The sequence below is a fragment of the Nocardioides sp. genome (assembly GCF_036405735.1).
In the GTDB taxonomy this organism is placed as follows: Bacteria; Actinomycetota; Actinomycetes; order Propionibacteriales; family Nocardioidaceae; genus Nocardioides.
Genome location: NZ_DASWXC010000058.1, coordinates 51,660 through 74,017, shown reverse-complemented (window position 1 = coordinate 74,017; position 22,358 = coordinate 51,660). Strand labels below are relative to the sequence as shown.

Annotated in this window: 21 protein-coding genes; 15 read left to right on the top strand and 6 right to left on the bottom strand. The window is 69.9% G+C overall.

Going from position 1 to position 22,358, the window contains the following annotated elements:
* Nucleotides 1-45 precede the first annotated feature (45 nt).
* From dnaK to VGE38_RS09265, 4 genes are all read left to right on the top strand, one after another.
* Nucleotides 46-1,893, top strand: a complete 1,848-nt coding sequence (dnaK, locus tag VGE38_RS09280) for a molecular chaperone DnaK (RefSeq protein ID WP_331142252.1) — start codon at nt 46-48, stop codon at nt 1,891-1,893.
* Nucleotides 1,890-2,435 carry a nucleotide exchange factor GrpE gene (locus VGE38_RS09275; protein ID WP_331142251.1) on the top strand — a complete coding sequence of 182 codons (546 nt, stop codon included), beginning with the start codon at nt 1,890-1,892 and terminating at the stop codon, nt 2,433-2,435. Before dnaK ends, VGE38_RS09275 begins: the two co-directional genes overlap by 4 nt.
* Nucleotides 2,436-2,560: 125 nt before the next feature.
* Nucleotides 2,561-3,757, top strand: coding sequence for a molecular chaperone DnaJ (gene dnaJ / locus VGE38_RS09270; protein WP_331142250.1), 1,197 nt, complete (start codon nt 2,561-2,563; stop codon nt 3,755-3,757).
* Nucleotides 3,754-4,173: a heat shock protein transcriptional repressor HspR gene (locus tag VGE38_RS09265; protein ID WP_331142249.1), complete on the top strand. Its 420-nt coding sequence runs from the start codon at nt 3,754-3,756 to the stop codon at nt 4,171-4,173. Before dnaJ ends, VGE38_RS09265 begins: the two co-directional genes overlap by 4 nt.
* A gap of 16 nt (nt 4,174-4,189) precedes the next feature.
* Here VGE38_RS09265 and VGE38_RS09260 read toward each other — a convergent pair whose 3' ends face one another.
* The 3 genes from VGE38_RS09260 to lepB all read right to left on the bottom strand — a co-directional run bounded on the left by VGE38_RS09260 (nt 4,190) and on the right by lepB (nt 7,202).
* Entirely contained in the window at nt 4,190-5,149 is a 960-nt protein-coding gene (locus tag VGE38_RS09260) for an Abi-alpha family protein (RefSeq protein ID WP_331142248.1), read from the bottom strand.
* Nucleotides 5,146-6,444: a DUF445 domain-containing protein gene (locus VGE38_RS09255; RefSeq protein ID WP_331142247.1), complete on the bottom strand. Its 1,299-nt coding sequence runs from the start codon at nt 6,442-6,444 to the stop codon at nt 5,146-5,148. The genes VGE38_RS09260 and VGE38_RS09255 overlap by 4 nt, the downstream gene beginning before the upstream one ends.
* Nucleotides 6,445-6,632: 188 nt before the next feature.
* Complete coding sequence (lepB, locus tag VGE38_RS09250; RefSeq protein WP_331142246.1) at nt 6,633-7,202, bottom strand: signal peptidase I; 570 nt, start codon at nt 7,200-7,202, stop codon at nt 6,633-6,635.
* 313 nt (nt 7,203-7,515) lie between these two features.
* On the opposite strand from lepB, the gene VGE38_RS09245 reads away from it, so the two are divergent.
* The 9 genes from VGE38_RS09245 (at nt 7,516) to VGE38_RS09205 (ending at nt 16,832) form a co-directional block, all read left to right on the top strand.
* Entirely contained in the window at nt 7,516-8,283 is a 768-nt protein-coding gene (locus tag VGE38_RS09245) for a hypothetical protein (protein ID WP_331142245.1), read from the top strand.
* A gap of 95 nt (nt 8,284-8,378) precedes the next feature.
* A complete protein-coding gene (locus VGE38_RS09240; protein WP_331142244.1) occupies nt 8,379-8,909 on the top strand; it encodes a DUF6114 domain-containing protein in 531 nt (176 codons plus the stop codon).
* A 62-nt stretch (nt 8,910-8,971) separates the two neighbouring features.
* Nucleotides 8,972-9,916 carry a DUF6230 family protein gene (locus VGE38_RS09235; protein WP_331142243.1) on the top strand — a complete coding sequence of 315 codons (945 nt, stop codon included), beginning with the start codon at nt 8,972-8,974 and terminating at the stop codon, nt 9,914-9,916.
* Between the two features lie 29 nt (nt 9,917-9,945).
* Entirely contained in the window at nt 9,946-10,752 is an 807-nt protein-coding gene (locus tag VGE38_RS09230; RefSeq protein WP_331142242.1) for a DUF6230 family protein, read from the top strand.
* Nucleotides 10,749-11,279: a DUF6114 domain-containing protein gene (locus VGE38_RS09225; RefSeq protein WP_331142241.1), complete on the top strand. Its 531-nt coding sequence runs from the start codon at nt 10,749-10,751 to the stop codon at nt 11,277-11,279. Before VGE38_RS09230 ends, VGE38_RS09225 begins: the two co-directional genes overlap by 4 nt.
* A 1-nt stretch (nt 11,280) precedes the next feature.
* Nucleotides 11,281-12,297: a hypothetical protein gene (locus tag VGE38_RS09220; RefSeq protein ID WP_331142240.1), complete on the top strand. Its 1,017-nt coding sequence runs from the start codon at nt 11,281-11,283 to the stop codon at nt 12,295-12,297.
* On the top strand, nt 12,297-13,106 hold the full coding sequence (locus VGE38_RS09215; protein ID WP_331142239.1) for a DUF6230 family protein: 810 nt from the start codon (nt 12,297-12,299) through the stop codon (nt 13,104-13,106). The genes VGE38_RS09220 and VGE38_RS09215 overlap by 1 nt, the downstream gene beginning before the upstream one ends.
* Nucleotides 13,107-13,317: 211 nt before the next feature.
* On the top strand, nt 13,318-14,982 hold the full coding sequence (locus VGE38_RS09210; RefSeq protein ID WP_331142238.1) for an FG-GAP-like repeat-containing protein: 1,665 nt from the start codon (nt 13,318-13,320) through the stop codon (nt 14,980-14,982).
* Nucleotides 14,979-16,832 carry a CRTAC1 family protein gene (locus VGE38_RS09205; RefSeq protein WP_331142237.1) on the top strand — a complete coding sequence of 618 codons (1,854 nt, stop codon included), beginning with the start codon at nt 14,979-14,981 and terminating at the stop codon, nt 16,830-16,832. Before VGE38_RS09210 ends, VGE38_RS09205 begins: the two co-directional genes overlap by 4 nt.
* A gap of 8 nt (nt 16,833-16,840) precedes the next feature.
* Here the strand turns inward: VGE38_RS09205 and VGE38_RS09200 are convergent, their stop codons facing one another.
* The 3 genes from VGE38_RS09200 to VGE38_RS09190 form a co-directional block, all read right to left on the bottom strand.
* Nucleotides 16,841-17,512 carry a hypothetical protein gene (locus tag VGE38_RS09200; protein ID WP_331142236.1) on the bottom strand — a complete coding sequence of 224 codons (672 nt, stop codon included), beginning with the start codon at nt 17,510-17,512 and terminating at the stop codon, nt 16,841-16,843.
* Between the two features lie 273 nt (nt 17,513-17,785).
* Nucleotides 17,786-18,343, bottom strand: coding sequence for a carboxymuconolactone decarboxylase family protein (locus tag VGE38_RS09195; RefSeq protein ID WP_331142235.1), 558 nt, complete (start codon nt 18,341-18,343; stop codon nt 17,786-17,788).
* Nucleotides 18,344-18,582: 239 nt separating this feature from the next.
* Entirely contained in the window at nt 18,583-20,052 is a 1,470-nt protein-coding gene (locus VGE38_RS09190; RefSeq protein ID WP_331142234.1) for a hypothetical protein, read from the bottom strand.
* Between the two features lie 69 nt (nt 20,053-20,121).
* On the opposite strand from VGE38_RS09190, the gene VGE38_RS09185 reads away from it, so the two are divergent.
* A complete protein-coding gene (locus VGE38_RS09185) occupies nt 20,122-21,435 on the top strand; it encodes a DUF445 domain-containing protein (protein ID WP_331142233.1) in 1,314 nt (437 codons plus the stop codon).
* Nucleotides 21,432-22,331 carry an Abi-alpha family protein gene (locus VGE38_RS09180; protein ID WP_331142232.1) on the top strand — a complete coding sequence of 300 codons (900 nt, stop codon included), beginning with the start codon at nt 21,432-21,434 and terminating at the stop codon, nt 22,329-22,331. The genes VGE38_RS09185 and VGE38_RS09180 overlap by 4 nt, the downstream gene beginning before the upstream one ends.
* Nucleotides 22,332-22,358 lie beyond the last annotated feature (27 nt).

The following is a 22,358-nucleotide window of genomic DNA, read 5'->3' as shown; positions in this document are numbered from 1 at the left end:
CAGGATGGCGGCGAACCAGACTTTCCCAACGGAGGTAATGAACCCATGGCACGTGCGGTCGGTATCGACCTCGGCACGACGAACAGCGTCGTCGCCGTCCTCGAGGGTGGCGAGCCCACCGTCATCGCGAACGCCGAGGGCGCGCGCACGACGCCGTCCGTCGTCGCGTTCGCCAAGTCCGGTGAGGTGCTGGTCGGCGAGGTCGCCAAGCGCCAGGCCGTGACCAACGTCGAGCGGACCATCCGGTCGGTCAAGCGCCACATGGGCACCGACTGGAAGATCGCGATCGACGACAAGGACTTCACGGCGCAGCAGATCAGCGCCTTCATCCTGCAGAAGCTCAAGCGCGACGCCGAGGCCTACCTCGGCGAGCCGGTCACCGACGCGGTCATCACCGTGCCGGCGTACTTCTCCGACGCGCAGCGGCAGGCCACCAAGGAGGCCGGCGAGATCGCGGGGCTCAACGTCCAGCGCATCGTCAACGAGCCCACCGCGGCCGCCCTGGCCTACGGCCTGGACAAGGGCGACGACCAGACCATCCTGGTCTTCGACCTCGGTGGCGGCACCTTCGACGTCTCGCTGCTGGAGATCGGCGAGGGCGTCGTGGAGGTCAAGGCCACCAGCGGCGACAACCACCTCGGTGGTGACGACTGGGACGCCCGCATCGTCGAGTGGATGGTCACGAAGTTCAAGAACGCCAACGGCGTCGACCTGGCCGCCGACAAGATCGCGGCGCAGCGGCTCCAGGAGGCCGCGGAGAAGGCGAAGATCGAGCTCTCCTCCTCCAGCGAGACCACGATCCACCTGCCCTACATCACCCACGGCGAGAACGGCCCGCTGCACTTCGAGGAGCGGCTGACCCGCGCGGAGTTCCAGAAGATCACCGCCGACCTGCTCGAGCGCACCAAGGTCCCGTTCCAGAACGTCCTCAAGGACGCCGGTCTCGCGCTCAGCGAGATCGACCACGTCGTCCTCGTCGGCGGCTCGACCCGCATGCCGGCCGTGACCGACGTCGTCAAGGAGATGCTGGGCGGCAAGGAGCCCAACAAGGGCGTCAACCCCGACGAGGTCGTCGCCGTCGGCGCCGCCCTGCAGGCCGGCGTCCTCAAGGGCGAGGTCAAGGACGTGCTGCTCCTCGACGTCACCCCTCTGAGCCTCGGCATCGAGACCAAGGGCGGCGTGATGACCGTCCTCATCGAGCGCAATACGACCATCCCCACCAAGCGCACCGAGACCTTCACGACCGCCGACGACAACCAGCCGTCGGTCGAGATCAAGGTCGCGCAGGGCGAGCGCCAGATGTGGTCGCAGAACCAGCCCCTCGGCAACTTCGAGCTGACCGGTCTCCCGCCGGCGCCGCGCGGCGTGCCGAAGATCGACGTCACCTTCGACATCGATGCCAACGGCATCGTCCACGTCACGGCGAAGGACCAGGCCTCCGGCAAGGAGCAGTCGATGACGATCTCCGGCGGCAGCGCGCTGTCGAAGGACGACATCGACCGGATGGTGCGCGAGGCCGAGCAGTACGCCGAGGAGGACGCCAAGCGGCGCGAGGCCATCGAGGTCCGCAACCAGGGCGACACGCTCGTCTACACCACCGAGAAGTTCCTCGCCGACAACGCCGAGAAGCTCCCCGAGGACGTCAAGACCGAGGTGCAGGCCGACGTCGACGCCCTCAAGGCGGTGCTCGAGGACGCCGACGCCGACAAGGACGCCATCTCGGCGGCCGTGACCAAGCTCGGCGAGTCCAGCCAGAAGATGGGCGCCGCGATGTACGCCGCCGCGGAGGCCGAGCAGGCCGCGGCCGGTGGCGCCACCGGCGCGACGGGCGAGGCCGACGAGGACGTCGTCGACGCCGAGATCGTCGACGACGAGCCGGGCGAGCAGAAGTGACCGAGGAGCAGAGCGCTCCGGCGCCGGAGGAGACTCCGGCGCCGAAGGCCGCTGCGCCCGAGGTCGCTGAGCCCGAGGTCCCCGCCGAGGAGGCCCCCGAGTCCGAGCCCGACCCGCAGCAACGCATCGACGAGCTCACCGCCGACCTGCAGCGGTTGCAGGCGGAGTACGTCAACTACAAGCGGCGGGTCGACCGGGACCGCGAGCTGGTCCGGGAGAACGCGACCTATTCCGCGCTCGCGCCCATCGTCGAGGTGCTCGACACCATCGACCGGGCCCGTGAGCACGGCGAGCTCGGCCCCGACAACGCCGGCTTCAAGGCCGTGGCCGACCAGCTGGAGCGGATCGTGGCCGGGCTGGGCCTGACCCGGTTCGGCGCACCGGGGGAGAGGTTCGACCCGAACCTGCACGAGGCGCTGTCGCACCTCGGCACCGACGCCGAGGTCACCGAGACCACCGTCAAGGTGATCGTCAAGAGCGGCTACCGGATCGGCGACCGCGTCGTACGCGCGGCTCAGGTTCTGGTCGTCGACCCCGAATAGCAGTCGAGACCCGGGTTGTGGCCCCCTGAGACCCGCCTCGTGGCCCAGTGGCCGCCGGGCGGCAGGGCCACCACCCGGGTCTCGAAGGGCCACAACACGGGATTCAACGTTGAGAGGAGGGGAGCATGGCTGACGAGGGCTTCCGGGCCGACTGGGCCAAGAAGGACTTCTACGCCGAGCTCGGCGTCGCCAAGGACGCGAGCCAGGACGACATCAAGAAGGCCTACCGCAAGCTGGCGCGCGCCAACCACCCCGACTCCAACCCGGGTGACGCCGCCAAGCACGAGAAGTTCAAGGCGGTCGCCGAGGCCTACGACGTCGTCGGGGACCCCGACAAGCGCAAGAAGTACGACGAGATGCGCTCGCTCTACGGCGGCGGCGCGTTCCCCGGCGGGTTCCCCGGCGGCCGGGGCTACAACTTCGAGGACCTGTTCGGCGACCGCGCCGGCGCGGGCGGCACGGCGGGCACGCCGGGCGGCAGCTTCGGCGACATGTTCGGCGACCTCTTCGGCGGTGGGTTCGGCGGCGGGTTCGGTCGCGGCCGTCAGCGCCCCCGGGCCCAGCGCGGTGCCGACATCGAGACCACCGCGACGATCGGCTTCACCGAGGCCCTCGAGGGCGTCACGATCCAGCTCCGGCTCACCTCCGACGCCCCCTGCCCCGACTGCAGCGGGACGGGCGGGAAGCCCGGCACCAAGCCGCACGTGTGTCCCGAGTGCGAGGGTGCCGGCTACGTCGTCAACACCGTCGGTGGCGCGTTCTCCCTCAACGAGACCTGCCCCCGGTGCGGCGGCCGACAGCTGGTGTACGACGAGGCCTGCCCGACCTGCAAGGGCTCGGGACGGGGACTGTCGGGCCGCACCATCTCGGCCCGCATCCCCGCGGGCGTCAAGGACGGCCAGCGGATCCGGCTGCGCGGCAAGGGCGCGGCCGGCGAGGGCGGCGGCCCCAACGGCGACCTCTACGTCACGGTGAAGGTGACGCCCCACCGGGTCTTCACCCGCAAGGGCGACAACCTGGCGATCGACGTCCCCGTGAGCTTCGACGAGCTGGCGCTGGGCGCCGAGATCAAGGTGCCGACCCTCGGCGGCGCCCCGGTCACCCTCAAGATCCCGGCCGGCACGCCCAGCGGCCGCACGTTCCGGGTCCGCGGCAAGGGGGCCCAGCGGGCCGACGGCACCCGCGGCGACCTGCTGGCGACCGTAGAGGTGCAGGTCCCGGCCGTGCTCAACGCCGAGGCGAAGGCAGCGGTGGAGGCGCTGCGGGCCGCGACGGCCAGCAGCCCGCTGCGGGCCAACCTCTTCGAGGAGGCCCAGGCGTGATCACACCGCCCAACGCCGACGCCGCCGTCTACGTCATCAGCGTGGCGGCGGAGCTCACCGGACTGCACCCGCAGACTCTGCGCACCTACGAGCGGATGGGCCTGATCACCCCCGGGCGCACCGGCGGCGGTGGGCGGCGCTACTCCCACACCGACATCCAGCGGCTGCGGCAGATCGCCGACCTGACCGCCGCCGGCATCGGCATCGAGGGGGTACGCCGCATCCTCGACCTCGAGAACCGCGTCGCGGCCCTCGCGGCCCGCAACGAGGAGCTCGTCGCCGAGCTCGCGGCGACCCGGGACGCCCTGCGCCAGGCGGTCGCCGGCCGGCGTACGGCCGAGCCGGTCAACAAGCTGCCCGTGCTCCGGCGCCCGGAGCCGCCGAGCTCGATGGTGGTCTGGCGCCGTACCCGCTGACGCGGCTCGACTGGTGTCAGCCGTCGACGACGCTCTCGGTGGCCGCCTCCGGTGGTGCCTCGTGGGCCGGGAAGAGGTCCGCGTCGGTCTCCTCCTCGGTCGCGAAGCAGATCCGGGCGAACTCCGAGCCGAACGGCGTCAGGTGGATGGAGCGGCGCACCACCTTCGCCGACCGCACCGAGTGCTTGGCCTCCAGCACGTCGGGCTGCGCCTCGACGACCTGGTAGCGCAACAGCTCGCGCAACGCCTCCGGTGACTGCCAGATCAGGCCGAGGCGGGTGAGGTTGTTGAGGTAGGACGGCACCAGGTGCGGGTAGCGCACGCTCGCGCGCGAGCCCATCATCGTCAGGCCGCGCGCGACGATCCGCGACTGCAGCCTGCCCATCGCGCCGCCGGTGCGCACGTCCACACTGGGCTGCGGCCCGTCGCGCAGCAGCAGCACCAGCAGACGCGCCTCGTCGGGGGCGAGCTCGCGCAGGATGGTCTCGTACGCCGGGTGGCGCTCCTCGGTGCGCCACACGTCGCGGGAGCGCTGGAGCAGGGCGTTCGCGTGACGGCGCAGGCGCTCCTCCTCGGTCTCGCGGCGCTGGCTGCCGTGCTGCTCGAAGGTCTCCTTGACCCGCTCCAGGGCGGGTACGCCGAGCTTGCCGACCAGCCGGCCGAGCCCGGGGCCGCGGCCGACCGTGCGGACGACGTCGAGGGCCGCGCCGGTGACGACGCCCAGATCGTCGCTGAGCTGGGCGGCCGACTCGGCGTCGACCACCGCCTTGGCGATGCGCAGCCAGCCCCTGGCGTACATCGTGGCGGTCCAGGCCGTCGTGTGGACGACCGTCTCGGCGCCGATCCGCAGCACGCCGGGCAGCACCTCGAGGGCGGTGCCCACGGCGCTGGGCCGGGGCGGCACGGGCTCCACGGCACGCAGGCCACTGAGGGGGTCGCCGTACTCGTCGACGACCTCCGGGGACATGTCGATCATCCTGCGCCTCCCACGCCGAAGATCCACAGGTGGAGCAGACCACCCGCGAAGCCCATGATGGCGCCATGGGCGTAGAGGAGCCACTCGTCCTCCTTGATGGCGGCCCGCATCATCTCGACGAAGACCGGGGCGGGCAGCGCCCGGCACCGCTCCGCGATGAGGGTCCGGATCTTCTGGGACTGCTGCTCGCTGAAGGCGGCGTCCTTGAACGGCGCCAGGGTGTAGTCGACGGCGGTCTCGGCCACGCTGGACTTGATGGCGTCGAACCGGCGGGCCCCCACCGCGACGCGCACCGCGCCGACGGTCGGGCCGATCGCCTTGTCGATGGCGGGCTCCAGCGCGGCGGCCAGCATCTGCCGCGTGCGGTCGCCGCTGGGTCCGTTGAGCAGGTGGTCCCCGATCCGCTCGAGGGTGATCACGTCCATGGCGATGTGCTTGCCGTAGACGTCGGAGGCCTCCCACTGCCGGCGGGCGAAGAGGGCCTGCAGCTTGAAGGGTCCGATCTTGACCGGCTCCGCCGGGCTGAAGATGAGCCACATGCCGAGCAGGTTGGTCACCCAGCCGACCACGATGCCGAGCACGGGCAGCAGCCACCACTTGCCGAAGAGCTGGTCGAGGAACGCGACCGGGATGCCGAGCAGGAAGCCGAAGATGAAGCCGAAGATCACCATCATCCGCAGCTCGCGCGCGCCGAAGTCCTTGAAGATGCGGACCACGATCTGCGGGTTCTTCTCGAAGTTGTCGATCACCATGATCTTCGGGTCGAGGATCTGGTCGACGTGCTCGCCGATCTCCTCGGTCACGCGGTGCACGACACCGGGCAGCTGGGTCTGGACGCGCTCGATGATGGCGTTGCGGACCGACCGTGGCAGGTCCTTCCAGAACCGCGGGTGCTCGCGCCACATGATCTCGTCGACGAGCTCGGGGATCTCGGGCTTGAAGACGGTGACGATGTGCTCGGCGATCTGCTCCGGCTCGAGCTGCTCGTAGAACTCGCGGGCGGTGGCCATCCGAGCGAGCGCCTTGTCGACGGCGATCGAGCCCATCTTGGCGGCGCGCGCGGGCACGATGCCCTGCCACCCGATGCCGCCGCGCAGGATGCCGGGGATCTCCTGGATCTTGTAGGGCAGCACGCCGGCGATGTCCTTGAGCCCCTTGACGTGGAACCCGTGGAAGTGGATCGGGGAGAAGAGCATCCACAGGCCCGACCAGTTGATCAGCCAGCCGATGACCGCCGTGAAGACCGGGACGGACCAGAAGTGGACCCAGTGGATCTCGTGCCAGAACTCGCTCACCGGCGACGCTCCCCTTCCAGTGGCGTCATACGCGTTCCCTCCCGAGTCGGTGTGGTGGTCGCCTCCCAGCGCCCCACCCGCCCTCGCCGGGTGTGACGACGGCCACCAGGGCACGGAGGTTACCCGCTAGTACGTATCGGCGCGACCTCATCTCGACAACGCGTACCGATCTGTACATCGGCCGCCGCTCAGTCGGCCTGAGCGGTGCGCACCAGCCGGGCGTCGGTCCGCACCCGCCCGAACCGGTCCCGCGGGAGGATCCGGAACCAGAGCTTGGCCTTCACACCGCCCTGCGTCACGAAGCCGAAGGAACGGGAGTCGGTCGAGCGGCTCCAGTTGTCGCCCAGCAGCCAGTAGGACCCGTCGGGGATCGTCGCCCATTCCTCCTGCCCGTTCGTGCCGTCGGCGGTGCAGCACACCGCGGCGTCGTGGGCGAGCTGGTCGCCCCAGGCCGGGTTGTCGACGACGTACGTCGACCGCGAGCCGCTCGGCCGCACGAGGACCCGCGCCCCTTCGTCACCCGAGCGGATCTTCACCTGGTCGCCCGGCAGGCCGATGACGCGCTTGACGATGGCGGCGCCGTTGTCGGGCTCGGCGGCCTCGACGAGGTCGAACCGGTTGATGTCCTTGCGGTGCAGGACGTCGACCTCGAGCCGGTCGCCGGGGTGCAGGGTCGGCTCCATGGAGCTCCCGCTGACCTCGACCGAGAAGGTCAGGGCGATCACGGCGAGGAGCAGACCGAGCAGGAACAGGACCAAAGCGACGATCCCTGCGACACGCGCGACGGAGGCCCGCCCGCTCCCGAGTCTCGAGCGTGTCACATCCACCTGCTTGTCATGGTCGGTTCGGCCTCTGATGGCACCCGGCCGCGGCAGCGTAACGACGTCGTCGCAGGCGCTGGGGCGAATGGACATCTTTCGAGAAAATGTCCAAAACCGCTTGACGGTGCAGGTGGTCTCCGCCACTGTGACCATTGCCACTGAACCCTGAGGGGGGTCTCTTGGCTTACATCGCTCGAGGAGGGACCGAGCGACCAACGAGGGAGCAAATTCAATGATGAAGGAAAAGGGTATGGGTCGTACCCGTGTCGGTCGCTTCGCGGCCATCACGGTTCCGGCCGCTGTCGCGAGCGCCGGTCTCGGCGTGGCGATCATGCAGGGCATGGTCGGTGCGGCGCTCTCGTCGGCCAACGGCTTCGAGCTGCAGTCCGACACGCTGCAGGCCAAGGCCGTCGCCATGGGCACCGGCGCCATCCAGGCCGCCGACGCCGAGGAGGTCGTCTTCGCCGACGTGAACGACGCGCACCTCAACGGCATGTGTGTCGGCGCGAAGCAGGGCTTCGGCGGCATCGGCGGCGCGCTGCTGTCGGCGCTCGGTGTCAACGGCTCCGGTCTGGCGCTCCAGATCGACTCCGCCGACCCGGACGTCAAGCTGCCCGACGTCTCGCTGAACGCGAAGGAGCTCGCCGCTGGCGCGGGCACCACGATGGGTGTCACCAACATCGGTGTCGCGCAGTCCGAGATCGAGAACGACGCCGCCGTCGCCGGCAACCTCGTCAACCTGCGCGAGGGCAACGCCGGTTACTCCGCCAACGACTTCGGTCTGGCGGCGTACGACTCGACCGCCGGCTACACCGTCGACGGCCCCGACGCCGACGCGATCCCGGACTCGGGCTACGTCAGCGACAACAAGCTGAACGACCTCAGCGCGACGTCGTACGCGATCACGCTCCAGGGTCTGGCGCTCAACGACCTCAAGGTCACGCCGCACCTGATCCCCAAGGACGACGCCGGTACCGGCGGAGTTGACGAGGCCGCCGAGTTCTCGGCCTGCGGCTGATCGACGCCAGGTGACGGTGCTCGCGGCCCGGTGGGCCGCGAGCACCGTCCTCGGCATCGTTCCACCTTCGCCTGCGACACCATCGGAGAGTGCCCATGAGCACCGATCTGATCGCCCCTGACGGGACCATCACCGCCACGCCACGCCCGGGCCCGTTGCGACGCGCCCGACTCAGATTCCGGCGCTTCCGCCGCACGCGCCCGTTCTGGGGCGCGATCCTGCTGACGGCCGGCGCCTACTTCATCGCGAACCCACTGCTGGGAGCCTCCTGGGGCTTCCTGGTCCACCTCGGCGTCAAGGGGATGACGCCGATCTTCCTGGCGTGCGCCATGGCCGCCGCCGCAGGCATCGCCGTGGTGCTGCCGGCGCAGCGCCACTTCCCGGCGATCATCGCCGCCATGCTGTCGGTGGCGGCGCTGCCGCTGGCGAACCTCGGCGGCTGGATCATCGGCACCGTGCTCGGGATCGTCGGCTCGGGGCTCATCTTCGGCTGGGCGCCCTACACCGACAAGCAACTGGCTCGCTTCGCCGCTCGTGACGAGCGTCGGCGGGCGCGTCGCGCCGCCGCCCGCCAGGCGGGCAAGCGCGCGCTGCGCGACGGTGGGAACCAGCCCGTCGTGGGCTGACCTCTCGCCACACCAGGGCCCTGCGGAGGGGCAGGGCCCGCCTCAGAGGGAGCAGTACCAACATGAAGCGGATCAATCGAGCACCCACACGTCGCGACGGCGAGGGCACCTCGTTCGTCGCGGCGGTCAAGGACGTCACCATCGAGCGAGCGCGCGCGAGCGTGCAGGAGTTCGTGGCGACGAACCGCACCCGCCACCGGCAGATGATGGCCAGCGCCGAGGCGAGCCGCCGCGGGACCCGCAAGCGCGCTCTAGCGCCGGCGGTCGCCGGCCTGGTCGGTCTGGCGGGGATGTTCCAGCTGGTCTCCGCCAACGTCCTGGCGGTCAACTTCACCACCGGCAACAAGACGTTCAAGCTGTACTCGAACTACCTCGACGCCCAGCAGGCGGCCGGCTATCTCAACACCAGCTCGCAGAAGGACGGCACGAACGTCGGGGTGGCGGAGCTCGGTATCCACTACGCGAAGCTGTCCGGCCTGTGCGCGATCGCCCAGGAGAAGATCAGCATCCTCGGGGCGACCCTGACCGACTACTCGCTGATGATCACGGCGGGCGAGGCGATCCCGGACAACTACACCACGATCACGCCGGCGGCGAGCAGCATCAACGTGGGCGGGACGACGATCACCACGGTGGGTGGGACCGGCCCGACCGCCGGCAGCCTGGCGGGCGCCAGCGCGACCAACGCCGTCTCCGCGGACAATCTGTACGTCAACGCCGACCTGCTCGCCGGCTTCGGCAACAAGATCAGTGGTCTCAACCTGGGCCAGTCGGCCGACACGGTCGCGGCGTCCGCAGGCCTCGACGGCAACAACGACGGCACCGCGAACGACTTCCCGGGCACCGCCGGCCCGACGGCGGGGAACTTCGGTCTCTACGCCAACTACCTCAACGTCGCCGCCCTCGACGGCTCGACCTACGGCATCAACCTGGCGGGAGCCATCACCCTGCCGAAGCTGCAGATCAAGGTCGTGCCCGGCAACAAGACCCAGGCCGACTGCTCATGACGAGCTCCCGGCTGACGATGCCCTGACCGATGGCTCTGCGAGGACGACGTACGCGCTCCGGCCGCACGCCCGGCTCCGCCCGGGTCGTGGGGCACACCCGCCTGCGTGCGCTCCCGGCGATGGCGGTCGGCTTCGCGGCGCTCACCGGCCTGCACCAGCTGGTCAGCGCCGAGGTGCTCGCGGTCAACTTCACGACCGCGGACCAGCAGTTCAAGATCTACTCCAACTACGTCCAGGGCCTGTACGGCGCAGGCTTCGTGGGCCGCAACAACGGTGCTTCGACCACCAGCCAGGTGGGCGTCGCGGAGCTCGGCTTCAAGGAGGCCAAGCTGTCCGGGCTGTGCGCCATCTCCCAGCAGAACCTGCTGGGTGTCGGGACGGTCTCGCTGATCATCACGGCGGGTGCGCCGGTGCGCGCGGCCTTCGACGATGCGTCGCTTCTGACCACCGACGGGGCGGGCATGCCGGTCTCGCTGGATGCCGACGGCCGGCTGACCGGCGCGAGCCTGGACGGTGCCGTCGGCGTGGCCGACATGTTCCTCAACTCCGACGGGCTCACGGGCTACGGCAACCGGATCAGCGGCCTCAACCTGGGTCAGGACGGCAGCAGCGTCGGGCCCAGCGCCGGCATTACGTGGCCGACCTCGGGAGGCGGGACAGCACCCGCGGAGGGCGCGTTCGGCCTCTTCTCCCGCTACCTGAACATCGCCGGTCTCGACGGCGGCTCCTACGGCATCAACCTGGCGGGCCAGGTCTCGCTGCCGGGGCTGCGGGTCACCGTGCTGCCCGGCGTCCGGACGCAGGCCGACTGCCCGACGGAGGCGCAGAGCTCATGACGGATACCTTCGGCATCGTGACCGATCCCCAGCCCGACCCGACGCCCGACGAGTCGACCGCGGGGTCGACGCAGACGCGCTCCACCGCACGGCCGGCTGCCCTTTTCGCCCCTGCCGGTCGTCTGGCGCGCGCCGGGTGGCGCTGGTTCACCGCCTTCCGCCGTACCCGGCCGTTCTGGGGCGGGCTGTGGTGCATCCTCGCCGGCCTGGAGCTCATGTGGGCGATGTCGTTCTCCATCGGGCTCGCCCTGACCGGCGGTTGGTCCTACGCCGCCGGCTACGTCATGGGTGGCGGGCTCGTCCTGTTCGGCGTGACGACCTGGCTGGCGCCGCAGTACAAGGCGCTGTGCGGCCTGGTGGCCTTCCTCATCGCGTTGGGGGCGTTCCCGACCGCCAACCTGGGTGGCTACCTGCTCGGCTCGGTGCTGGGCATCATCGGCTCGTCGATGATCTGGGCGTGGGGCGAGAAGAAGCCGAAGCGCACGTCGGGCCGTGCTCGCCGCCGACGCCGAGACGTCGAGGAATGACATGTCCGGCCTGACGCTCTCCCGCGAGAAACAGCGGTTCGTGGTCGGCTTGGCCCTCTGGATTCTCGCCGCCGTCGCGATCCTGCTGGTTCCGAACGACGGCGCCGGCGCGGTCAACTCGATCGGCCCGAACTACCAGCCGTTGCAGTGCTCCCAGGGCACGAACACTCAGCAGCGGCGCCAGACGGTGAACCTCTCCAACGACAGCGTCAACGGCGAGATTAGCGGCACCAACGCCTATCCCTGCCTCGCGGGGGTGCCCTGGAAGTTCGAGGCGGGTCTCAACAACTTCTCCACGGGCAACGGTACGGCGCAGGGGACCCAGGATCCCTATGTCATCGCTCGCGTCGATGGCATCTACGCCAAGAACCCCGACAACGACTTCTACTACGCCGCCAGCGGCTCGGCCCCGCTGTACCAAATCGCCTTCAAGGCCCTGAACCTGTGCTCCGGCTCTGGTCAGCCGGTGAGTGGCTGTGAGTTGGGCGTCAACAACCTGGACGGCAACAACCGCAACGATGTCGCGTTGTATGCCAGCTCTGCGGGCACCCCCGACCCGAAGCCCGCGAAGCCCTACGTGCTCCGCTTCGCGCCCGACGGGCCGATCACCTTGGGCGGCAACGGCGTCATCACCGACGTCATCGCCGACGGCGCCAGCAGCTTCTCGGTGGGCCCGGAGAACATCACCGCCGGTGGCACCGGCTGCCAGATCGCCGGGGGCACGAAGTACCACAACAACGACTTGTTCGCCACGATGCACACCTGCCAGGGCATCAAGCTGGAGAGCATGGCCGGGCTGGCGTGGATCCTCGGCGTGCAGACGTTCTACATCAAGCAGCTCAACTTGTCGTTCCAGTACCTGATCACGCACGGCGGTACCACCACCGATCCGTACAGCGATCCGCCCGGCGGTGTCAGCAGCCCGCTGACCTCGGTGCAGCTGCCGAACACCAGGATCACGGTGTGCCAGACCACCGCGAGGTGCGACCCTTCCCTCGACTACCCGAACGACGACTGATGGTGGATGAGATGACGAGCGAGGCACGGTTCGGCACCCGCTGGGGACGCTCGGCGGGGGCGATGGTCGCCGGGATCGCGGTCCTGACCTGTTTCGGGCTCGCCATCTGGAGGGAAGCGTTCGGCCTCGACGCGACGCTGGTGATCCAGAACAAGGGCGTCTCGTTCGCGACCAGCCGCATCATCGCCACCGATGCCGGATTCGGCATGACAGTGGTCAAGGGCAAGGACGGCAACGTGCGCAACGTCTTGCGGGCTGGGTTCGCAGGCGCGACCATGAACGGGATCTGCATCTCGAAGACGGAGAGCGTGGCGGGCTTCAGCGCCCTGACGATCACTCTCACGGGTGGAGACGGCAACAACACCAGCAACGAGATCACCGCGTCCAACGCCGCCTTCGATGTCGCCGAGCTCAACGCCAAGGGCAGCGGCATCCAGCTCCAGGGCTCCGCCCAGATCGGCCTGAGCACACCCGACATCACGACCGTACCGGGAGCGCCGCCGTTCTCGAGAAACCCACTCGGCCAGACCAACTCCGCCTTCACCAACGGCTTGCTGGAGGACTACGACTCCAGCATCTGGAACATGAGCCTGAACGGCGGACGCATGAATGGGCAGGGCTTCACCGGTATCGACGCCACGAAGGCCACCTTGACCACCGTCTACGGCAAGCTGCTGCAGGCCCAGATCGTCGGGAACATCACGCTGCCGAACCTGAAGATCAGTGTCGCGGCAGGTGCGGTCGACAGTTGCGAGACGAAGGCCGTGAACGCCGGTTGGTCCGGCGGCTACTTCCCGGGGATCAGCTGACCCGATGCGACGCCCCATCCGTTTCGGGGTCCGAGGGCTCGTCCGGCATGCGTTCCGGCTGGCCTCGCGGCACCGCTGGCCGATCCTTGCTCTGGCCAGCCTGCTGGTGTTGGCGGGGGTCCGGCTTGGCCCACCCTTGTGGCAGGCCGAACCGCCGTCGCCCGAAGTAAGGACGACGGTCGTGCGCCCGGAACCGAGACCGTCGGAGAAGGTGGCCCCAGCGGCGTTGGAGGGGCTCGCCTTCGCCGACGTCACCGATCAGGTTGGCCTCGACTACACCCCGGCCGGTGGAAACGAGGACTTCGCGCTCCCGACCATGACCGCCGGCCTGGCCCTCACCCGGGTCGGCAGTGCCCTGCGGGTGCTGCTGACCTCGCCCAGCGGCCCCGTCGGACTCTTCGAAGTGCGTGACGGCCGGTTCCGCGACATCACCCGCCATGCCGGACTGCACAAGATCGGGTCGGCGACGGCCGCCGCCTTCGCCGACCTCGACGGAGACGGCGACGCCGATCTGCTGCTCGGCCGCCGAGAACACGGTGTCGTTACAGTCCTGCGCAATGTCGAAGGCCGCTACCGGGACGTGACGAAGGCGGTCGGCGTCAACCCCTCGACGACGGCCAGGAACCCAGCCGGCGACAAGCCGGACACGCGTGGGATCGCCCTCGCGGACGTCAACGGCGACGGCCATCTCGACTTCCTCGTCGCCGACATCAACCGCTCCATGTTCGGGGGTGCCGTCTACGCGCCCGAGGATGGTGGAGATGCCGCCGCCTGTGACTTCCACGCCAAGCTGCAGCATCTCAGTGGCCCCGACATCAAGCGGATCTCCCAGACCCGCCTGTATCTCGGCTCAGCCGGGGGGCGCTTCACCGAGGCCACCGCATCGTGGGGCCTCGACTTCGACACCTCCTTGGTCCACACCCCGCAGTTCGTCGACATCAACGCCGACGCGCTGCCGGACCTGTTGGTCACCGGGCCGGTCTGCAGCAACCGGGTGTTCCTCAACGACGGCGGACGACGCTTCGCCGAGGTCGCCGACTTCGGTGGCGCCGACGTTCCCCAAGGCAACGGCTCCGTCGTCCGTGACTTCGACGGCGACGAGGTGCCGGACTGGCTCATCACCGGCATCGCCTTCCCGACCGCGACCAGGGCGTGCCCAGCGGGCAACCCGCTGAGCAGCTGTGCCGGCAACGCGCTGTTGCTCGGGAACGGTGACGGCACCTTCCGTCGGGTTCCAGACGCAGATGGGTTGGTCGATGCCGGCTGGGCATTCGGTGCCGTCGCCGAGGACTTCACGAACACCGGCGACCTCCAGGTCGCGGTCACCAATGGCTTCACCGGGGCGCCGGCGGCGACCGAGGAGACCGAGGACACGCAGGGAGCGGTGTACTTCGGCCGCTTCGAGCAGGATCCACTGGCCCTCTTCGTCCGGGAGAACGGCCGCTTCGTCGACGCGGCCGCTCAGATCGGTCTCACCGACACCGGCGCCGGGCGTGGCATGGCTGCGCTCGACTACGACGACGACGGCCGTCTCGACCTCCTCGTCAACAACGCCGACACCGGGCCACGGGTGTTCCGCAACGTCACTCCGGCGACTGGGCGGCACTGGTTGCGCGTGGCGCTCAACAACACCGGCTCGTCGACGAACCGCTCCGCCGTCGGTTCGCGCATCCGGGTCACGACCGGCTCGGGTCGAATCAGCACGACCTGGATCACCTCCAACGGCTCCTTCGAGACGCAATCGCTGCCCGAAATGCACGTCGGGCTCGGTGAGGAGGACGGCCCGGTACGTGTAGAGGTGTGGTGGCCTCACGAGACCACTCCGGATGTCCACGAGCGTGTGGCTATCGATCAGTCGGTAGTGATCCAGAGATGAGCGCCCGCGAGCGGCGCGCCCTGACGCTGGCGATGATCGCTCTTCTCGTTGTGCTCCTCGGCGTGCGCTGGTCGAGTGAGGGCACCAGTTCGCCGGACGTTTCGGTACAGCCGCCCGCATCACCGAGCGTCCGGCCCGATCCGGTGGTGCCGACCGAGACCGTGACCGTGGAGCCCCCGCTGCCGCGTGCAGTGCCCACGCTCTCAGCCGCAGCGCTGGACGGAATCAGCTTCGTCGATGCCACGACGGCCGCCGGAATCCCCGACCATGCGCCGCGCATCGGAGGCGATGACGACTATCCCGGGATGACGGCTGGTCTCGCGCTGACTCGGTGGCCGCGCATCGGCTCACAGCGGCAAGCACTGGTCAGCACCTCGCAGTACGACCGACTGCAGTTCTGGGTCGTGGCGCGGGGGAAGCTCATCGACCGGACCGTCGCTGTCGGGCTTGGCGGCGCCGGGCGTGCGACGGCTGCCGGGTTCGCCGACCTTGACGGCGACGGTGATCCCGACCTGGTGCTCGGCCACCAGCAAGACGCGGTGCTCAGCGTCTGGCGCAACGATCGAGGGTTCTTCCGCGACGTGACCCGCAAGACCGGCGTCAATCCGCGCAGCACGGCCCGAACGGATGCCGGCAGTGTCCCGCTCATGCGGGGACTTGCCTTCGGAGACATCGACCGCAACGGCCACCTCGACTTCGTGGCGACGGACTGGAACCCGGCTCAGCTCTACATCGCCAGCAGTGAGACCGGGAGCAACGCGGCGATCGACCCCGACGCGCGTGCCTGTTGGCGGCAGGAGCAGGCGCGCCGACAACCGCGCCTCCGGCTGAGCCAGACTCGGCTCTACCTCGGCACCGGCTCCGGACGCTTTCGCGACGCAACCGTCGATTGGCGGCTCGAGGGTGACCCTGTGGCCGCTTTCACCCCTCAGTTCGTGGACCTGGACACCGACGGCTGGCTCGACCTGCTCATCGCCGGCGACATGTGTTCCTCCCGGGTGTTGCGCAACGACGGCGGTCGGCGGTTCGTCGACGTCACCCGCCGGACCAAGGCGACCCAGACGCCCTTTGGCATGGGGTCCTCAATCGCCGATCTCGACGGCGACGAGGCACCTGACTGGATCGTCACGGGAATCTCCTACCCCACGGCGAGTGGTGCCTGTCCCGACCTGTACGTGATGGACGGCTGCAGCGGCAATCGCGTGTTCACCGGGAAGGGCGACGCCACCTTCGTCGACGTCACCGAGCGGTCCGGGCTGCGACATTCCGGTTGGGGGTGGGGCATTGCGGCCGAGGACTTCGCGAACAGCGGCCGGCGCCAGGTTGCGATCACGAACGGGTACGGCGGCGCTGGGGCGTACTACGAGCACTTCAACGATGACCCGATGTCGTTCTTCGTGCGACACCGGGGCAGATACGTCGACGTGGCGCCGTCGGTCGGCCTGGCGGACACCGGCTTGGGGCACGCGCTTCTCGCGTTCGACTACGACGATGACGGTCGCCTCGACATCCTCGTCAACAACGCCGACACCGGCTTGCGTCTGTACCGAAACACCACTCCTCGGGCGGGCCGGCACTGGGTGCGGGTCGCCCTGGACGATCCGTCGAGTCCGACGAACCGCCTCGCCTGGGGTGCGCGGGTTCGCGTCACGTCGACCGGGGGATCGGTCACCAATTGCTGGGTGACGTCCAGCACGTCGTACGAGACCTCCTGGCCCGGCGAATGCCATGTCGGCCTCGGTGGCGACGCCGGTCCGGTCCGGGTGGAGGTCTGGTGGCCTGGCGAGCAGACAGCTCAGACCTACGCCGGGGTGCCGGTCGACCGGCGCGTGACGCTGCGGCGACGATGAGCCGTGAGTCACGGCCTCCCGGCGAGGAAGCCGGGGTCAGGTCGGTCGGGGTCTCCGATCGCAAGTAAGTACCAGACCGCCAGCATCGTGGGGTGCCAGCTGAACTCTGGGCTGCCGTTCGGAACGTGCTCGTACCACGACCCGTCGGGCAGCTGAGCCGACACGACCCTGGCCGGCCAGTCGGGGGGCAGTCGGTCCGCCAGGCCCGCGGCGGCGAGCAGCGCTCGTTGCTCGATCGTCAGATCATTGACCACCGCGGTGTCATCGACCACCGCCCTAGCTTCGGCGAAGTCGGCGACGACCTCGTCGGCGATCCGCTCGAGGGTGATCGCGGCCGGCACGTCACATCCCAGCTCCCGTGCCCAGGCCAGCCACCAGAGCAGATGGGTGGCGCCGTACGGCCTCTGCAGCGCCGCCTCGAACGCCGGCACGATGCCTGCTGTGAGCGGCCGGGTGTCGCAGTAGAGGAAGTGGGCCTCGAGCCGACCGAGCTGTCCACCGCCGTCGGCGACGACGGACGGCGCCGGCGCGATGTCGCGGTTCCAGAAGCCGACCTCCGGGTTCCGGCCACCGCTCAACTCCGGCACGGCCATGGCGCGCGCTCGCGCCCCCGCCATGGCGTGCACATCCCACCGCCGATGGATGTAGTCGACGATGACCAGCGCGTTGAGCTGCTCCAAAGTGAGGCGGGCACTCGGTCGCAGCAACCGGCTCTTGAGGTAGCGGGCACCACGATGGGCGGCCTTCCTCAGGCATTCCCGGTCCAGTGGGGTGACAACCCCACGCCGATGGACCGAGCAGACAGGGCTCGGCGCGGGCGGAGCATAGGCGGGTGGGGCGCTGCTGGCCGGCAGCGCGGGCCGCTGGGCAGGAGCAGAGTCAGTCGGCAGGTCGGGCGAGCATGCGGCCAGCGTCACCAGCACTAAGCCGAGCGCGCATGACCGGAGGATCACTCAGACCCCGGAGCGGTCGGCGTACCCCTGCGCCGCGATGCGCTCGGCGCTGGGCCGGTAGTCCTCGCGCGACGGTGGGGCGAAGGTCGCGAGGCCGTCGACGTAGCGGTTGAACATGCAGAACGCGGCGGCGATGAGGACGGTGTCGTGGATCTCGTCGTCCGTGGCGCCGTGGGCTCGGGCCGCCGCGACGACCTCGTCGTCGACGTGCTTGCCACCCTGCTGCACTCGCCCGGCGATGGCGAGCAGGGCCCGCAGCTTCGCGGAGACGGGAGCGGTGGCGGGGTCGCCGCAGACCGCGTCGACCACATCCCAACCCGCCTCCCAGCCGCCGTCGAGCTGGATCGCCGCGAAGGCGCCGTGCGAGGTGGCGCAGAAGTCGCAGTCGTTGAGCCGCGACACGTAGGTGGCGATCAGCTCGCGCTCGGGGCGGGAGAGCGTGCTCGGCGCGACCAGCAGCTGATCGGCGAGCGCCGACAGAGGTCCACCGGTGTCGGGGCGCTGGGCGAGCAGCCCGGTGATGCCGGGCAGGTTCGTGGTCAGTGCGATGTGCGGCAATGCTCTCCCTCTCGTCGTGCCGTCAGGCTACCCAGCGACTAGGACGTCGCGATCGGTTGCAGGGCGATCAAGGCAGCCATCGCGGTCACACACAGCAGCGCAGTCCAGAGCGCACGTCGACGCACCGACACGGTCCCTCCCAGGCCGTCGTTGTGCCCTCGCCTCCCAGGAGGACACCACAGCAGTCTGGACAAGATGTGGACGGTTGTAAAGGGCCTCGGGGTTGGTGATACCCGGTCTCAGCGCAGCCCTGCCGCCTGGGGCGTCAGCTCGTCGGCCACGAGGTACGTCGAGCCGGCGCGCGCCAGCACGAACACCGCATCGAAGGGGTCATCTGCGGTGGTGCCGCGGGCATGGATGCCGAGCCGGGGGATCGCCTGGGGGTTGGTCGGATCGCGTACGACGACGGCGGTGAGCTCGGAGAACCTCCGGTCCACGCCGTTCGGTGCGCCGGCCCGGTCGGCCTCGAGCCGCTTCCCGACGACGGCCGACTGCAACATCGCATCGTCGCCCTCCTCGAGGGCTTTGGCCTCGATGAGCAGGCTCTCCGCGAGCTGACGTCCCATCGCGTCGGCCTCGGTCTGTGTCAGGGAGCCAGTGATGGTCTCGACCGCGTCGTCGACCCTCACCGGCGGCAGCGTGCCGATCTCGACGGCAGGTCGCGCGGCGAGCGCGCCGGCACTGGCGGCCGGGGTCGTCGCCTGCGGGAGCGGCTCGCGCGCGTGCAGCCCGACCATGACGGCCACCAGCAGCAGGGCCGGCAGTGACACGGCTAGCAGCGCCGGCCGCCGCAGTGTCAGCGACAGCGCAGGCCGGGCGCTCAGCGCGGCCCGGCCGACGTGGACGACGACGAGCGAGGCGAGCACCGCCACCTTCGCCCAGAACTCCGTCCGCGCCGGTGCCACCAGCACGACGGCGGTGATGCCGACAGCCGCGCCGAAGAGCAGCCGGCTGCCGCGGGCCGTGGGAATCGACTTCGGGTCGGTGATCATGAAGAGCACGAAGACGAGCACCTCCGGCGAGGCCACCACCGTCCACCAGAAGTCGGTACCGCAGACGGGTGTCAGGCTCCAACGGGCCCAGATGCAGTGGCCGAGCGCCGACACCACGCCCAGGCCGGCGGCGAAGCAGAGCCAGAACGCCGCCGCGATCCCGAGCAGCCGCAGCCGGTGGGTGATGAGGACGGCCCCGGCACCCAGCACGACGTAGACCAGCGCCATTGCCGGGGACCAGGGTCCCCACCAGAAGTCGAGAGGGTTCACGCGGTCGGTGCCGAGGATGAGGAAGCACACGACGAGCGCGACGTTGGAGGGGTTGAACACCTGCCGGCCGGCCACCTGGACGACGTACTTCGTGAGCAGGCCCAGCGCGGACGTCGCCGCGAAGATGTACCACCCCTGCATCGACCACCAGTCGCCGTGCTCGGTGCCGTTGACGCGCAGCACGAACGCCACCCCGTTGCCGGTCAGCAGGGCGCTGGCCGGCCACGCGATGACCTTGCGCTCCCAGGCGACCAGCACCAGCTCGATCGCGGCGCAGGTGGCCAGCGCGACCAGGATCTGCGCGATCGACAGCTCGAAGCCCAGCCAGACCTGGCCGATGACGTGGAGCGCCATGATCGTCGCGGTGACGTGCAGGCGTGGGTCCCGCCACGACGGCAGCAGCACAGGGTACGTCGTCCCCCTGATCGTCACGGCAGGCTGTGGCACGTCGGCAATGTAGTGGTCCGCTAGCCTCGTTCCACGCCGGGGAGGGCTGACGACGAAAGGGTCGAGAGCTTGGACTGGCTGCGCGACTGGGTCACCGAGTGGGCGGCGGGCGTCCACTGGGTCGAGTTCGCGACCGTCCCGGTGTTCACGGGCGTGATCGGCTGGCTGATCAACTGGTCCGGCCTGTGGATGCTGTTCAAGCCGACGTACTTCCGCGGCCTGCGGGTGCCCGGCATGCGTGAGCTCGCCGGCGTGCTGCCCCGCAAGGTGCAGGAGGTGCCGGGGCTGATGCAGGGCGGCATCGGCTGGCAGGGCATCATCCCGGCACGCGCGGCCAAGATGGGCTCGATCGCCGTCGACAAGGCGATCGCCAAGCTCGGTACGCCGGCCGACTTCTACCAGCAGCTGGAGCCGGACCGCATCGCCGAGCACATCGTCACGGTCTTCGGTCCCGAGGTGCCGGAGCTCGTCGAGCAGGTCATGCTCGAGGAGCATCCCAAGCTGTGGCGCGACCTGCCGCCGGCGGTGCGGCGGAGTGTGGTCGAGCGGGTCCAGGCGCAGCTGCCGGCGACCGTGAGCCGGGTGACGAACGAGATCGGCGTCCACATCGACCAGCTGCTCGACCCGAAGCTGATGGTGATCGAGCACTTCCGGAGGAACCCGGCGCTGGTGGTCAGGATCTTCCGCGACTTCGGTCAGCGCGAACTCAACCTGATGGTGGCCTTCGGGTTCATCTTCGGCTTCCTGCTCGGCATCCCCGTGGCGGTGGTCCACACGCTCTGGCACACCTGGTGGTCGCTCGCCGCGCTCGGCGTGGTCGTCGGGTGGGTGACCAACGCGCTCGGCATGTGGCTGATCTTCGAGCCGCCCGAGCCGCGGCGGATCCTCGGAGTGCGGGTGCAGGGTCTCTTCCCGCGACGCCAGCCCGAGGCCGCCGAGGTCTACGCGCGGATCATCGCCGAGGACGTCATCACGCTCGAGCGGATCGGCGACCACCTGCTCGACGGGCCCCGTGGCGACGCCACCCGGACGCTGCTCGCGACGGCGCTGCGGCCGGCGATCGACCGGGCGGCCGGACCGGCCCGGGGCGCGGTCCGCGTGGCCGTCGGCGCCGACCGCTTCGACGCGATCCGCGAGTCGGTCACGCGCGACGCGGTCGGCCGCACCCTCACGCCGTTCAAGGACGCGGCGTTCAGCGCCCAGCAGGCCGACCGCATCCGTGAGCTGGTCGCCACCCGCACCAAGGAGCTGGCTCCGGCCGACTTCGTCGACATGATGCGCGCCGCCATCAAGGAGGACGAGTGGATGCTCTACGCCCACGGGGCGATCATGGGAGCGGCCGGCGGCTTCCTCCACCACCTTCTCTTCAGGACCTTCGCATGAGTGCACCCGTTCCCGTACGACCCCGACGCGGCGGCCGACTGGCTCCCGCGGTCGGCGCCCTGCCCGGGCTGACCCGCGTGGCCGGCGCGGCGTACCTCAACGCCGCCGAGTGGGGGCTGCGCACGTCGGTCCGGGCGGGCTTCCGCGTCGCTCGGGCCGTGCGCGACCCCGACGCCGCCGCCGAGCTGGTACGCGACGCCACCGCTGCGGTGACGGTCGTGGGGGAGCTGGCGCGGGCGGTCGCCTCCGGGGTGCCGGTCGGCACCGCGCTCGTCACGGCCGGGGAGTCGCTCGGTGAGGTGTTCGAGCCGGGCCGTGCGGCACCGGTGGTCGGCGAGATCACCCCGCAGAGCCTGCGGGAGCGTGGCGCCCAGCTGCTGGAGCGCTCCCGGGACGTCTGGGACACCGCGAACGGCCACCCGGCCTACGCGCGCATCCTCGAGGAGCTCGCGCCCGACGAGGCGCGGATCCTGCTGCTCCTGCTGCAGGGCGGACCGCAGCCGAGCGTCGACGTGCGCACCGGCGGCCCGGTCGGCATGGTGAACAGCCAGCTGATCGCGCCGGGGCTCTCGATGATCGGCATGCGCGCCGGGGTCCGGTTCCCGCAGTCGGTGCCGGCGTACCTCAACAACCTGTTCCGCCTGGGACTGGTGTGGTTCGCCAAGGAGCCGATCCGCGACCCGGAGGAGTACCAGGTCGTCGAGGCGCAGCCCGACGTGCTCGCGGCTGTGCACTCGGTCAAGTTCGCCAAGGTCGTACGCCGGTCGATCCACCTCACGCCGTTCGGAGAGGACTTCTGTCGCACCGTACTGGTGGACGAGACGGCCGCGGCCGAGGAGTTCCCCGAGCATGACCCGCCGGGAGAGGCCGACGCGGCCACGCCGCCCACCAACTGACGAGGGCTGTCCGCCGGGGACGAACGA